Below are 15,051 nucleotides of genomic sequence, written 5' to 3'. Positions count from 1 at the left end.
ATTTAAACCTTTTTCTAAAGTGAAACTATATTAGATTGCTCCACCTTTTAACGAAATTTTTCCGTAATCTTCCATACGGAAATCTTCTGGAAGGCCAGTCACTGATAATGTTTTACTGTTACAAATTTTCCCGAAATTCACAGTAAAGTTACGAGCATTGAAAAGGTTTGTGGCAGGATCTAAATAGTCTCCACCAGTTCTACCCCATGTTGACAAACGACCTACATTTTTAGCATTAATGGTTGTATCTGTACTATAAAATAGTTGTGCACCAGCTTTTTTATTTTTAATTTCAAAGTTTCTAGGAGCGTCAAGATTGATTTGTGCACCTTTATATTCACTTCTCACAGCACCTTTTTTACTATCACCAGTCACAACAAGTTCAGAATTACGGCTTAAGTTTACTTGTGTACCATAATATTGAAGATACATTGCTGGATAATCTCCACCACCACGGCCGTTAAAGTATGCTTTTGCACCACTTGCTAGGTTTAATGATGGGAATTTATTAACATAGTCAGCACGTGGGATAAATTCGAATGCTACACCAGCAGCATCAACATCTAACGTTGCACCTGAGTCAATATCAACTTTTTGTACTTTGTCATAGAATACTGGATAGTAATGATTTACATTACTTTGTGGACCAATTTTCACATTAACGTTTGCATTAGAACCAATTTTTACTTCACCAGTTGCTTTTCCTTTGATCAATGCACCATTAAAGTAAAATGCTGAGAATTGACCGTGATCTTTATTCGCTGCAATTCCGTTATAAATTGTTCCTGGTAAGAATTCTAAATCATGAACCCAAGCATTTTCAGCACGAGTATTGATGTTATTTTCACCTGCAAACGTTAATTTTCCTTCACTTAGATGAACAAAACGAGCACCAGTATATTCTACGTTTTCTGCATAAACATCCCAGCCGTAACTTGAAGGTCCATTACCAGAGCCACCAGTGAAGAAACGTCCATCGCTATCAGCACCTACGATATTGACATTTTTGATTGAAATCGTATTTTTTCCTTTAGTATTTTGTTTACCATAGATAGAGTTGTGTGCTGAGTTAATCACTACACCTTTATCAGCGTTACCATTGATTGTTAGATCACGGTTTGGAATGTTTGTAATGTTTTTCTTGAATTGGATACTTTCATTAACATTGATTACAGTGATTGCTGGATTTTTCAATGCTGCATCGAATTCTTCGATCGTTGATACTTCCGCTGTTTCTTCCGCTGCATAAGCAATAACGGACTCTCCTGTAAATGGTGTTGGCACTGACAATACCGCTACTCCTAATGCAGCAGTTGCAGCTAATGTTAGTATTCCTCTTTTAAAAACTTGTGTTTTTTTCAATTTTTTTCCTCCTAAAATGTGTGTTATTGTCGAAACTTTCTTTACTCCTCCTCCTCCTTTCCAGAAAAGCGAGTAATTATTTACTTTACTCGTTATTTCTAACCAGTTTCGCAAATTACCTTTTTGACTGAAAGCAAATGTGTAAACACGTCTTTCCCTCCTAATATTTAATTAACATTTAAGTGGTTTTTATTTTGCTGAGCTTATTTTCCATCAGCCGATTCTCAGTCTTTTTTTCTTTATTAGTTTATTAAATATTCAACATATATCCCTTTGACCGGATCGTCTTGATATATTTTGGCTTTTCAATGTCCATTTCAAGTTTTTTTCTTAAATGGAACACTAAGTTAGATACTCTATATTTTCGATTTCCGTAGGTATCATTCCAAACATTCTTATAGATTTCCTCATATGTCATCGTTTTCCGTGCATGCTTATGTAAGTATTCAATCGTAAGAAATTCTAATTTTGTTAAGTTGACTTCTTTGCCACCTTCTAAACAGACACTCAAATTCTGAGGTATCAGCTTGAAATCAGCCGTTGGCTCACTCACTTCTCTTTGAGGTACTTCCAATTGATTTTCTCGTTCTTTAAAACGCTTCAGTAAGTTTCTCATCATTAGAAGAGATTCATCTGGTTCATAATCTTTTTCAATGATGCCATCTGCCCCTAATTGTAAATAGACAATTCGATTTGTTCTATTAGTCGCTTCTGGAGAGGATAAAATCCAAAGTGGTAATGTTGTTTGTTTCCGTACATTCATGATCAATTCACATGTCCAGTTAATATTATTTGAGTCAAAATCTTCTATAATTAGAGTATCCATTGACTGTAATACCTTATTATTACTTTCAAATAATTGATCTGCTGTTTCTTTATTGATCATTTGAACATTCCATTTAAAGGTTTTAAATATTTCTTTATATTCTTTACTGATTTCGTTACTATGTGAGATACAACCAATTGTATGCATTATTGATGCCCTCCCTATCATCTTTTTTATTGGTCCTTTTATTCTTTGGTAATCTAAACTTTCACTCATTTCAAAGCTTTAAATTTTAGAAATTCTTGTTTTGCGCTTATAATAGTTACATGCTTACTCATTAAGGTCATAATGAATAGGAACTCACGGTATATCTTTAAAAAAAGATATTTTGTTTGGCTTTTTCTTGGATGTAACAGTTATAAGAAAACAGCTTTTTTTTCTTGCCCTTCATGGATTTCACTAACTAGTTGACCATTTTTTGACGGCTAAAAAAATGAAATGAGTAAAACTCTACTTTCTTATATACAAAAAAAGCTTCTGATAAGACTAAAAAATTAGTTTTATCAGAAACTTTTTTTAAGAAACAATCGTTGTTGTATTACCAAGTTTATGATCTATAACAGAAACTGCTGCCTTTCTATTTTCCCATAATGAATCCGTATAGGTATCTAGCGTTAATTTTATTGAGGCATGGCCTAATAGCTTACTGAGTGTAGCGATATCAATTCCTTTTTCTACACATCTTGTAGCGAAAGTGTGACGCAATACATGGAAATGGATGGGACGAATCCCAGCTTGTATGATATTTTTTTTGAATCGATAGCTGATTACTCTTGGCTCAGCATAGCTTCCTTTACAGGAAATCACATATTCAGAATCATCGATTTCTCGTTTATCTAGTAAATAGTTTTTTAAGTTTTTTGCAAGAGGAATCGATCGCTTGGAGCTTTTTGTTTTTGGGTCTGCCATGATTATTTCCGTTTTTTTACTATTGTTCTTATTGGGTATTCTGTAAAGTGTTCGTTTAATAGAAATAATGTCTCTTTCAAAATCAATATCAGACCACTTCAATCCACTAATTTCACCTATTCTTAAACCAGTATACAAAGCTAAAATTACTGCAGAACACGTTTTTTCATTTAAAGCAATTTGCTCGATTTTTTCTTGTTCTTCTATACTGAGTGCTGAAACCTCACTCATTGCAGCCGTTGATAACGACAGATTATTACAAGGATTTGTATGAATATAATTCTCTATAAAAGCTTTATTCATCGCACTTTTAAGTACTGTCACGACTGAATGCACCGTAGCAGAGGATAAATTTTGATTCATTAAGTAATTGACAAATTCTTCCACATCACGACTTTTCAATTGAATCAACTGTTTTCTTCCTAAAAATGGAATGATGTATTTATCTATTCGTATACGATAGCTGGAATAGGTAGAAAGTTTGATTTTTTTTCTCATCAAGCCATCTAACCAGTAATTTAACCAATCTTGAACTGTTCCTTTAAACAAATTAAGATTCGTATGTGAAAAAGAGTATTGAACTTTCAATTCGGCGAGTCTTTTTTTCACATGTGCATAGCGTTTTCCGTAAATGTAACCATAAATGATTTTCCCTTGTTCATTTCTTGCTTTCATATAACGCCCTTCCCAGCGACCATCCTTTCTTTTATAAATATTCTCACCTTTTCTACTCACAACTTGACACCCTTTCCCAAAAAATTGACGGCTTATTTGACGGCTTAAAAATATAAATCTATTTTTTCAATGTATAAACAATAGTACTTGCTGAATAAATCATAGGATAAGCAAGAAGTTTCACAACTAAAATCATATATTTTCCGTTTATATCTCAAAATAACGAATTGCTATTCTCATTTTTTTATAAAAAACATTAAAAATATGATAAAAAAACGATCTTTTCTTTATAGACTGCTCTTCCGTTTTGAGATAAAATGAATAAGTAGTTGATGTCGAAACACAATTGTACATTCATTTTGATTCATTATTTTCTTATAACTGTTACATCCAAGAAAAAAAGATTTTTTATATAATATAAATTCATTATAACAATATAAATTATTTTTTTCACCTTTTTAACGGAATTTTCCTTATTAATATTATATAAATAAAGTAAAACAGTTGAGATAGATTATGTTCAATCTACATCAACTGCTTTTTGTATCATTTTGTTTTTCATCAATAAATTGAATCTGAAATAAGGATGTTTTTTTTATTGACTAATTGTTTCACAAATAGAATTGTATTGACTTTATCTTATATTTATTTGTATATTGTTTAGATAATATTAATATAAATGATTATTCAACGAAGAAAACTTTCTATGGTACAATATTTTATTCAACTTACTTCTGTGAAAGGAGCACTTTATTTGCAACCAAAACACTTTTTTTCTGGAAGCCAGTTAAAATGGATTGCCATTATTGCTATGTTTCTCGATCATACAGCAAAAATCATTTCTTTTAGACCTTATATAACAGAAACTGTTCCTTATTTAATTGAATCGAATCAACTGTTTGAATTGAGCCAAGTTTTTTTTCCTCTATTCACACTAATTGGTAGACTCGCGTTTCCAATATTTTGCTTTTTACTAGTAGAAGGTTTTGTTCATACTAAAAATGTAAAAAAATATTTGTTACGTTTGTCTCTCTTCGCATTGATATCAGAAGTTCCATACGACTTAGCGTTTTCACATCGAGTTGTCGATTTAGAAAGTCAAAATGTCTTCTTCACGTTAGTAATTGGGTTAATGGTCATTATGGGGGTAAAAAAATTTACTTTCTCTTCTATCCAAAACGGGCTATTTTCACTGGTATTTATTAGTGGTGGGCTATTTTTAGCAGAATGGTTCAAAACAGATTACGGTGGCTGGATCGGTATTTTACTTATCGTTATTTTGTATATTTTTAGAAGTTCTTCATTGCTAAAGTGTGTGTTAGGTGGAGGAGTTTTTTTACAAAATAGCTGGTTTGGATTGTTTGCTTTTGTCCCAATCTATTTTTACAATGGACAGCGAGGTAAACAGTGGAAATATTTTTTTTATTGGTTTTATCCAGTTCATTTAATCGTTCTTTTTGTGATTCAACAATGGTTGATTACTCCATATTTGATTTAACGAGACGCTATTGCTAAATAACAAGGTTAGGAACGGAAGTGTTTAACGCCGAGAAATAAGAGAGGATTCGCAAAAATGGCTTTTTAAACGTTTGTGACTCAGTAGGTATGTGCAACATCGATTCATTCCATTCACTGTGTTTTACAACAATTTCAACTTATTTCCGAAAGAGTTTCTTCTGCTCTTACCGTTTATTTGGAATACTTGTGGCTAAGATGTGACTCGTAGAGTTATGTCCCAGCCACAAGTATTCCTTTTACTTTTCAATAACTTGAACTTGCTCATAATATCGTTGAACCAAGTTTGGGTTAATCTGACCTGTAGATGTTTCCATTGCATTTAACATCCCCGTTGTCATGCCCATTTTCAACACTTCTTCTGGAGTTCCTGCTTGATCAATCATCGCAGCTATTCCCGCTAAAGTAGCATCTCCTGAACCTACAGGATTAACGACGTCAATTTTCGGAATCGTTACTTCAAAAAAACGATCTTGAAATTTAGCAAAAGCACCAGAAGCTCCCATAGAAACCACGACCCAAGGAATTTCTGAAAATAGCGGCTCTTGTAATTGTTTTTTCAATGACACGACAGACTTTTCTACTTTAGCAACACCTAATAGTTCGGCGATTTCTGTCTCATTTGGTTTAATTAACATTGGTTTTACTTTGGCATGGACTGCCTCTTTTAAACTATTACCAGAAGTATCTAATAATACTGCGCAACCAACTGCTTGTGCCAACAAAATTAATTGAGAATAGAAGGTACTAGGCAATCCTTTACTCAAACTCCCTGATAAAGTCACGGTAGTTGCTGTTTTTAGTAATTGTTTGTAAACTTCCAGAAATTCCATTTGCTGATTTTTTAAAATAGTGGGACCAGCCTCTAAAATTTCAGTTTGTAATCCATCATGTAACAATGCAATTGAATTACGAGACTCTTGATTAATTTCATAAAATTGGTAATCAATGGTTTGTTTTGCTAATTCTGCTTTAATAAATTCGCCGAAATGACCACCCACAATGCCTGTTGCTTTGACTTCAACACCTAATTGCTGTAATACTCGAGTGACATTTAACCCCTTGCCACCGGCTGTTTTTACAACTTGTGTTACCCGATTCACCTCATCTAACTGAAAGGTATCCATTTGATACGCCATATCCACAGATGGATTCATTGTCACTGTTAAAATCATCCATTTTCCCTCCAATAGTAAAAAAAGCCGGAACTCGTTCGCCCAGCTCTTTTTGTAATTTCTTACTCTTCAACTCGCACTTTGTCATACCATGAAGAGGCTGTCTGATTAACAACTTCATTTAAAGCCTCAATATTAGCTTTCCCTTCAGTTTGTAGCCAGTTTCGTGTAGCTATTTCCCCTTCGCTAACAAAAGGTGCTACGCCGTTTTTCCAAGTTGCTCGCCCACAAAGGACACCATTAAATGTTGAACCTGCTTCTTTTGCAAGTTTTAGTGTCTCCTGGAATAATTCTGCCGAAACACCACCACTTAAAAAGATAAATGGTAAATCTGTCGCTTCGCTTTGATCTTTAAAGAAGGTTAAGGCTTCTTCTTTAGTGAAAATAGCTGTTTCGCCTTCTTTAGTAAAGCCTTCCACATAGTTCATGTTAACTGGTACTTCTATTTTTAAAACATCTACTTTATAAAGAGGTTTAGAAAATTCTTTCATTAATTCAATCACTTTGTGTGGGCGAACTGCTGCATATTCTTTAGATGATACATCACTTATCCCAGTATCATACGAAACAACTTCTAAATAGAAAGGAATATCTTCCCCAAAACATTCACTCCCTAAACGTTCAATAAAGATTTGTTTTTCTCGGTTGATTTCCTCATCTTCATCCACATCATAGTAAAGCAAAAATTTGATAGCATCTGCACCTTGATCTTTCAATGATAAAACAGACCATTCTTTTAACAAGTCTGGTAAGCGACCTGGAGTGGTTGCATCATATCCTGTTTTTTCATAAGCCAATAATAATCCTGCCGTATTTGCCCGTGCTTTTGCTGCTGGTAATCCATATTCGGGATCTAACAAAATAGATGAAGCATAAGGAGTTAGTTCTTCTGAAACCAATGTCTTAAATTCAGAAATTTGTTCTTCCGTTGCCATTTCACCTAAAGCCTCAATCATTTTTTTCAAGGCTCCTCGTTGATCAATTGCTAAGGCTTGAATCACACCATTTTTTGTTGATAAACGATCCATTGCAGCTTTCTTTTCTTTACTCATCACTACCATATTTTTTCCTCCCAATCATCCATCTGAATTATGTGTCAAAATGTGTTCTTCTCCTTAGTGATACTCGTGTATTGTAACTCCTTGCACTACGCGATTCACCGTTCCTGTAGGTGATGGTGTGTCTGGTGTATTGCCAACCATAATCGAGCTGTTTAAAGCGATTGTTTGAGCAACCATGATATCAGGTAGCGCTAAGTATCCATCTGGTAAAAGAAGTTCTTTTTCAGAAAAAATGAACGGTGTTCCAAAAATAGTTTGTTGTGCAGCGTGGTTTTGACCGATTCCGATAACAGCAGCGGCAATACCATCCTGTGCTACTTCAGCCAAAATATCATTGTCATAGTTTCGTGTATACGTGTCATTGTTGACAAAAACCAAAACGATGGTTTCATCGTTTACAAATGATTTGGGACCATGTCTAAAACCTAACGAAGAATCGAAGACGGTGGCTACTTTACCAGCTGTCAATTCTAAGACCTTTAACTGTGCCTCTCTTGTTAACCCTGACAAACTGCCAGAACCTAGATAAACAATCCTAGTGTAGTTATTCGGTAGTAAGGCTAGAAACTCTGCCTCTCGTTGAACGACTTCTTCTCCAAGCGCACAGATACTCTGAACATATTCGGCCTTTTCAGCTGTCGATGTCTGATCAAAAACCAGCAATGAAGTTAAAGCCATACACGTAAAGCTACTCGTCATCGCAAATCCCTTATCATTAGATAATGGAGGCATTAATAATAGTAAATTATCCGCATCTCCTTGAGCCGCTTGTGCTAACTGACCATCTGGCGCACAAGTAATTGTAATATGATAGATAGTTTTGATTAATTGATTGGCTAATTTAACGGTAGCAACACTCTCTGGTGAGTTCCCACTTCGAGCAAATGAAACTAAAATGGTGACTTCTTTTGGCAACAGATACTCAGTGGGTGCAGCTACAATATCTGTGGTACCGACGCTAACAAATTCAAAACGCTGTGTATCCGCTTTTTTCATTAGATACGGTGTAACTGTATCACCAACATATTGTGAAGTTCCTGCCCCTGTAAAAATCACTCGGATTTTTTGATTGGTTTTTGTTTGGATTTTAGCAAAAAATTCCTTGATTCTTTGCTCATTTTTTTGGTAGTTCACAAAAGCTTCTTGCCACAACAAAGGCTGTTGTTTGATTTCATTTGCAGTAATATTTGCGCCAAGTGCGATTAATTCTTCTTCTGTTTTGTTCAACATGGCTCCTGTCCTCCTTAAATAGTAACATTTAAGCGGACTGATGGATGAGTCTTAACGAACGTGTGTAATTTTGTATCTGAATTGATCTGAACGGGCAACACTCAATGTAAATTCGATAATTTCATTGTCTAAATTGTAGGTCGTTCGTATTAAATTCAAAGTAGGTGCCCCTGGATGAATGTCTAATAATTCGGCATCTTTTTCACCAACAATACTGGCGTAAAATTCTTCATCAGCCAATTTGATTATTTCATTGTAGTCTTCACTAAATAAATCATACAAGGGTTTTTCTTCCAATTCTTTTTCCGTCATTAACATGAATTTTCGGTAAGGAAGGTACGAACGTTCGACCATCATAGGCATTCCATCAGCTAATCTAAGGCGTTTTAATTTGATTAATTTCTCTCCAATATTAACCCCTAGATGTTCCGCAAAAAATTTGTTGGCTTCGACAATTTTATAAATGATTATTTTTGTTTCTGGTTGTTTTCCCATTGAACGCATTTGTTCTGTGAAGCTATAACTTCCGGTTAAATTTGTTGCTTGTTTATTAATTGTTGAAACGAACGTTCCTTTGCCATGTTGCCTGTAAATATAGCCCATTTTTTCTAACTCTTGCAAAGCTAAGCGAACAGTAGTCCGACTTAGTCCATATTTATCTACTAACTCTCGCTCAGAGGGCAACATTGTATGTGGCTCTAATTCTGTTTCAATCTGTTCTTTCAATAATTCTACAAGTTGATCATATAATGGTTGTTTTCTTTTTTTGCTCATTTTTTTCTCTCCTCTTCTGACTGGTACCTACCACATATCAACTGTATCGTAAACAAGTTGTAAAATCAACTGATTTTATATAGAGGAGAAGAGAATTTCTGTTGCTTTTTATGGCCAAATAGATGGCCATAAACCAAATCCTGATCCGACCAACCCAATGACTAGGACTAGTCCAATACATTTTAGCGGTGTCCAATTACGTTTAGCTAAGAAGAAATACAACATTAATGTCAGCGCTAGTGGAATTACCTGTGGCAAGATACCATCTAAAATTTCTTGAATATTAATTTTTACGTCTTTTGATTGGTTTTGATTAAACGTAATTTGATATTCTCCTGTATCTAATTTTTTAACTGCAGCTTTTTCTTGTAAGTCTGTTGTTAATTTACCGGCGTCATCTTTTTTATAAACAAATTCATCATATTTATGTTGATCAGCTGCTGGTACTACGTTTGTTACTTGAATCACTTCGTTCGTCGTTCCATTAGGAATTTCAACATTTAGTTTGGTAGCACCATAAACACATGTCAACGCACCTACAACAAAGATTCCTAAAATACTTGCTGCCCGTGTAAATTCTTTCGCATTCTCCGTCAAAACGCCGATAGCATCCGTCCCTAGCTTATAGGACCAACTCATTAGGAAGAACCGTAACGCAAATTGAGCAATATTGAATACCAGTAAGAAGATAAATGGTGCGGCAATATTGCCGTCAATCGCCATATTGGCAGTAATTCCAGCGGTAATGGGTACTAATGTGAACCAGAAAAGCGCATCGCCAATTCCACCAAGCGGTCCCATCGCAGCTACTCTTACAGCACGAATCGTTGGAATATCTGCTTTATTTTGTTCTAAAGATAAAACAATTCCCATTACAAATGTCACTAAAAATGGATGTGTGTTGAAAAACTCCAAATTATGACTCATGGAAGCGGCTAAATCGTCCTTGTCTTTGCCATGAATTTTTTTAAGTCCTGGCAAAATTGCGTATAACCAACCACCAGCTTGCATCCGTTCATAGTTAAATGAAGCTTGTAAAAAAAGTGAACGCCAAACCATTTTATTTAATGTTTTTTTATCCAGTTGTTCAGCGGGTGTGGTATTTTTGTACGTATCTGGAATGTTATATGCCATCTTCGTCGCCTCCTACACTACTTGTTGATACTTGCTTAAATTTCGTTTGAACTTGATAATCCCAGAATGCCAATGCAAAACCGATAAAGGCTAAGATGATTAAAGCTGGACCACTTAAACTAGGCGCAGCCATAACAATGACAGCCATTGCAAACCCGAAGAAGTAAAATCCCCACATTTCTTTTGAAACCATTACTTTTAGCAATATAGCAAAACCAACATAGCGCATCATTCCGCCGGCAGCACTTAAACCACCCATTAACCATTGTGGAATAGCATCAACAACTGTTTGTCCGAAGGCTTGACCACCAATGAAGAACAGGACAACAATAATCCCAAAGACAGATCCTACAGCTGCCATTGCTAAGTAGTTAATTCGATCAATCCCACGATCATTTCCTTCTTGAGCATAATTGTCAGCTACTGCCATTACTGGCGACATTAAAGAGAATATCAACGTCACGCCATACTGACCTAGCAACGAGAATGGAATTGCTGTGGCTACAGCTACAGTTGGCTCCAGTTTTAATGTGATTGCTAAAACTGCTGCCATAATACCACCAATAACAGCATTCGGTGGTTGTGCTCCACCAACCGGCATGTTTCCAATCGTCATCAGCTGATACGTCCCACCAACGATTAATCCAGTCTGTAAATCCCCTAAAATAAACCCAATGACCATCCCTGTAACGATTGGTTGATATAATGATTCCAAAAAACTAAATTGATCGATAGCTGCAATAAACGTTACAAGAAATACCAGTAAAATCTGTAGTACACTATAATCCATTTTCCTTCCTCCTTCGCTTAGTTAAACAACTTTGCAGTGTCTTCAATCGGTGTTGTTGGTACTCGGCGAATCTCCAATTCCACTCCTAGTTCCTGCAATTTTTTAAATGCAGTAACATCTTTGTCATCCACTGCTACTGAGGTAGCTACTTGCCTTTTGCCTTCTGACATATGCATATTGCCAATGTTTAGTTTTTTTATGGGCACTCCTCCTTCCACTAAAGTTAAAACGTCCTCTGGAGTTTCAACAATCATAAAAATCTTTTGATTTGCTGAGGCTTTATGAATAATATCGATGGTTTTTTGCAGTGAAAAGTAACGTGTTGCAACCCCATTTGGGGCAGCCATATCCATCAAACCTTGCCTTACTTTGTCACCTGCAACTTTATCATTCGCTACTAGGATTAAGTTTGATCCTAAAGTCCCATTCCATTGCGTAGCTACTTGTCCATGGATTAAACGATTATCAATTCGAGTTAATAAAATATTTGGCATGTTACTTCCTCCTCTATGAAAGTTGCTTTTCACTTATTTGTTTAAAGAGCTTCTTTTTTATCGGGAACAATTTCTGTAATAGCAAACCGGGAAACTTCCATTACTTCACCTGATTTCACTTTGACATCAACCGTTTCGATTCCAACTCGAAGCAGGGTTCCATAAACCCCGTCCATTAAAATCACTTGATTGCCTACTTGCATTTTTTGGTGTAATTGAGCGAAATATTCTTTCTTTTTACGAATATGTTTTGCTTGAAAAAAATATTGAAAAAAGGCCGTCGTTAATACTAAGAGCACTAGGATACTACCATACAATAAAATTGTTTTTCCCAAAGTTAAATCCCCTCTTCCATATCCTCCACTGTCGTTTCATTTTGACACAGTTGTAATTGTGGGTGAACCAGACCTTCTCGACCAATGGGTAATATCTTTTCTGCTAAAGCGGTTGCATTTTCTTCTGAAAAACGTAACCCTGTAGCTTCAATTAAAAGAGGTAAATTAGTGCCAGCAATTACAGTGATCATTTCGTTCTTAGCTGCCTCCAGCATAGCCGCTCTAAAAGGTGTTCCTCCCATCAAATCTGAAAAAATCAGAATGCCTTCAGGTCCCATTACTTGTTGGATCGCTGTATTCATTTTCAATTCAAACTGATCCAAACTTTCATTTTCAAAAAAAGGAACCACTTCAAATTGTTCTTGTGGTCCGGCAATCATTTCTAAAGCGCCCTTCATTCCCTCTGAAAAAGATCCATGTCCTGTTAAAATAAAGCTGATCATTGTATCACCCTCCAATAAAAATAACTACTCAACTATAACTACGTGTTTTTCAGTGGTCTCTTTTTTTCAACTGGTAGTAACCACATACAAAATATAAAGGAAAACACTTACAATGTCAAGCGTTTTTCTTTATATTCTCTATAAAACTCTTAAATAAAGGGATTTTTTTGAAAATGTTGGTTTACGAAAAAAGATACCAGTTGTTCTTTTTAAGCCTTAGAAAACTATTTATTTGCAAAATAAGAATGTAGCAATCCCCTGTTAAAAAGATGGTTATAATTCTTCAGACAAAGGCAATAATCATTTTGCTACTGTCAGCTTAAACTTTCGCTGTTTAAGATCCGATGTATGTTACACCACTGCTATAGGCAACCGCATTGGGTAAGACACGATACGAAATGGTCTGATCGTTAACTACATTGCTTTCAGAAATGATGATTCCTTCAGAGGTTACAGCTTCAACGAAAGCAACATGCCCATATTGACTATCAGCGCCAGCAACACCTGGTTGAAAACTAATTGCGCGGCCTGCCTTTGGCAATGCGCTAACTTGATAACCTAGTGCAATTCCTTTACTCCCCCAGTCACCACCATTTCCCATAAAATCATCAACGGGGACACCTAATTGTTTTAAACGGTTATACACATACCAGGTACATTGGCCCACTGGATAACTACCGCTTTGATTGTAATTAATCCCATCATAAACAGGAAAATCCATCTGTTTCTGATACTCTTCTGGAAGCTCATTTTTAGCTTGAATCACTAACCCATCTACCACTTTTGGCAAATCAAACTGAGTTAAATGGTATACTGCAATTAATGAATTCAATTTATTGTTGTATTGTGTATCTGTCGCATACTTACCAGTCAGAAAACTTGTCGCCTGTAGATAATTTTTAGCTTCAGAACGCCAAGCGGGTTTATAAAAGTCTTCGTTTCCCTCAATTCCTTGGCGCAATAACTGTACATAATCTTGCAATGAATCTTGGTAGCCACTATAATCTCTAAACCCTGCTGAAATCGTATAGGAGTGTCCAGCCTGGTCTACCTCTTTTGTTGGAAAAATCACACTATTACCTTGGAATGATCCTTTTACCCCAAATAAATTATAATACGGTTCTCTACCTAATTGACTGCTTCCGGATCCACTTTCTAAAATGGCTTGGGCAATCATAACAGAAGCAAAAACATCATACTTTTTACCAAGCTCTCTAGCTGTTTCACTAATTTTTTTTATAAAGTTGGTTGTTTGGTCTGTTTTCTTCACCTCAAATGACGCACTATAAGCTGCTAAAACCTGCTTACCAAAATCCGTTAATATCAGCTCATGAAAAGGATTTACAACGATCAATGTTGCGTTTTCTTTTGAATCCTGTTGAAGCGATGTTGTATAAATATTATTTAGCTGAACCGTTGATTCCGGTTTATCCTTAGATTCTGGTGCGACAACCAAATATTTGCCTTGTCCAAGGTACACGCCATTTTGGGAATAATCCCCTCCAGTAGTTTGCCAAAAGATAAGATCACCTGGTTCGGCCTCATCAATTGAACGAGAATCTCCAGTTTTCATTTGCTCTTGCGGAGTATTCCCAAAATCTACCTGAAATAACTGTTGGTAGATCATTTGCGCAACAAGACTGCTCGTAAGTTCTGTCTCCGCTTGTTTAAAATCTTGTTTCTTTTTCCCTACTTGTTTCAATGCTTCAGCAACAACTGCGGCACGTTCCTTTTCTTCAAAAGATGAAAGTAAAGGAAGTTCATAACCGTTTAAATTTGATGGAGCTATCTCCTCTACTTCAAGTGCAAAATCTAAAGATCCCCCGCTATTTTCCCCTTCAGTAAAAGCGCTATGCATCTCTGAAACTGGTTCTGGTTCTTCTGGTTCCTGACTGGTCTCTGACGCTTTTAGTTGCTCCTTGCTTTCGACTGACTGAGTTGATTCTAAAGGTGTTGTTGATTCTTTTGACGGTTCAGAACTTGTATTTGTCGTAGTAGTTTCTGTTGTTGAACTACTTGTTGAACCACTAATAGTACTTGATTCAGTCGTCGAAATGTTCGTTGTGGTTGTGTCGCTACTTGTTGTCGACTCTGTCGTCCCTACATCTGAATCCCCAGTAGTTTGTATAGACGATACTTGCAGATGAATACTCGGTAATTCTGCTGCCAGCGTGACAACTGGAGTGACTTCCAGACTTAATAGAATCAAAACACTAGCTAAAACAAGTATTTGGCGCTTGATTTTTTTACTTTTCATTCGCAAAAATCCTCTCCTTTTACTCCCTTGCTCATTTGCGAGTTTTTTACTATCCGCAAATGAGCTTGGTA

General features: G+C 35.8%; 14 protein-coding genes. 1 reads left to right on the top strand and 13 read right to left on the bottom strand.

Going from position 1 to position 15,051, the window contains the following annotated elements:
* Positions 1-30: 30 nt before the first annotated feature.
* The 3 genes from I580_RS01910 to I580_RS01900 all read right to left on the bottom strand — a co-directional run bounded on the left by I580_RS01910 (position 31) and on the right by I580_RS01900 (position 3,832).
* Positions 31-1,362 carry a pectate lyase-like adhesive domain-containing protein gene (locus I580_RS01910; RefSeq protein ID WP_010773000.1) on the bottom strand — a complete coding sequence of 444 codons (1,332 nt, stop codon included), beginning with the start codon at positions 1,360-1,362 and terminating at the stop codon, positions 31-33.
* Positions 1,363-1,612: 250 nt separating this feature from the next.
* Positions 1,613-2,335, bottom strand: coding sequence for a winged helix family transcriptional regulator (locus I580_RS01905; protein ID WP_010773001.1), 723 nt, complete (start codon positions 2,333-2,335; stop codon positions 1,613-1,615).
* Between the two features lie 369 nt (positions 2,336-2,704).
* Entirely contained in the window at positions 2,705-3,832 is a 1,128-nt protein-coding gene (locus I580_RS01900; RefSeq protein ID WP_010773002.1) for a tyrosine-type recombinase/integrase, read from the bottom strand.
* Positions 3,833-4,478: 646 nt separating this feature from the next.
* Between I580_RS01900 and I580_RS01895 the strand changes: the two genes are divergently transcribed.
* Complete coding sequence (locus I580_RS01895; protein WP_245558661.1) at positions 4,479-5,270, top strand: TraX family protein; 792 nt, start codon at positions 4,479-4,481, stop codon at positions 5,268-5,270.
* Positions 5,271-5,526: 256 nt separating this feature from the next.
* Here the strand turns inward: I580_RS01895 and I580_RS01890 are convergent, their stop codons facing one another.
* The 10 genes from I580_RS01890 to I580_RS01845 all read right to left on the bottom strand — a co-directional run bounded on the left by I580_RS01890 (position 5,527) and on the right by I580_RS01845 (position 14,980).
* Positions 5,527-6,462: a hexose kinase gene (locus I580_RS01890; RefSeq protein ID WP_010773004.1), complete on the bottom strand. Its 936-nt coding sequence runs from the start codon at positions 6,460-6,462 to the stop codon at positions 5,527-5,529.
* 62 nt (positions 6,463-6,524) lie between these two features.
* On the bottom strand, positions 6,525-7,523 hold the full coding sequence (gene lacD, locus I580_RS01885) for a tagatose-bisphosphate aldolase (RefSeq protein WP_010773005.1): 999 nt from the start codon (positions 7,521-7,523) through the stop codon (positions 6,525-6,527).
* A gap of 54 nt (positions 7,524-7,577) precedes the next feature.
* Positions 7,578-8,753 carry an SIS domain-containing protein gene (locus I580_RS01880; protein ID WP_010773006.1) on the bottom strand — a complete coding sequence of 392 codons (1,176 nt, stop codon included), beginning with the start codon at positions 8,751-8,753 and terminating at the stop codon, positions 7,578-7,580.
* A gap of 51 nt (positions 8,754-8,804) precedes the next feature.
* Positions 8,805-9,527, bottom strand: a complete 723-nt coding sequence (locus I580_RS01875) for a GntR family transcriptional regulator (RefSeq protein ID WP_010773007.1) — start codon at positions 9,525-9,527, stop codon at positions 8,805-8,807.
* A 108-nt stretch (positions 9,528-9,635) separates the two neighbouring features.
* Positions 9,636-10,661 (bottom strand): PTS system mannose/fructose/sorbose family transporter subunit IID, encoded by a 1,026-nt coding sequence (locus I580_RS01870; RefSeq protein ID WP_010773008.1) that lies wholly within the window; start codon positions 10,659-10,661, stop codon positions 9,636-9,638.
* Positions 10,651-11,451, bottom strand: a complete 801-nt coding sequence (locus tag I580_RS01865; RefSeq protein WP_010773009.1) for a PTS mannose/fructose/sorbose/N-acetylgalactosamine transporter subunit IIC — start codon at positions 11,449-11,451, stop codon at positions 10,651-10,653. Before I580_RS01865 ends, I580_RS01870 begins: the two co-directional genes overlap by 11 nt.
* 17 nt (positions 11,452-11,468) lie before the next feature.
* Entirely contained in the window at positions 11,469-11,945 is a 477-nt protein-coding gene (gene agaV / locus I580_RS01860; protein WP_010773010.1) for a PTS N-acetylgalactosamine transporter subunit IIB, read from the bottom strand.
* A gap of 41 nt (positions 11,946-11,986) precedes the next feature.
* Complete coding sequence (locus I580_RS01855; RefSeq protein ID WP_010773011.1) at positions 11,987-12,280, bottom strand: preprotein translocase subunit YajC; 294 nt, start codon at positions 12,278-12,280, stop codon at positions 11,987-11,989.
* A 2-nt stretch (positions 12,281-12,282) separates the two neighbouring features.
* Positions 12,283-12,723: a PTS sugar transporter subunit IIA gene (locus tag I580_RS01850; RefSeq protein WP_010773012.1), complete on the bottom strand. Its 441-nt coding sequence runs from the start codon at positions 12,721-12,723 to the stop codon at positions 12,283-12,285.
* A 334-nt stretch (positions 12,724-13,057) separates the two neighbouring features.
* Positions 13,058-14,980: an amidase domain-containing protein gene (locus I580_RS01845; RefSeq protein ID WP_010773013.1), complete on the bottom strand. Its 1,923-nt coding sequence runs from the start codon at positions 14,978-14,980 to the stop codon at positions 13,058-13,060.
* Positions 14,981-15,051: the final 71 nt, after the last annotated feature.

This window comes from Enterococcus caccae ATCC BAA-1240 (genome assembly GCF_000407145.1).
GTDB classification, from domain to species: Bacteria; Bacillota; Bacilli; order Lactobacillales; family Enterococcaceae; genus Enterococcus_L; species Enterococcus_L caccae.
This window is presented reverse-complemented; position numbering and strand designations above follow the sequence as displayed.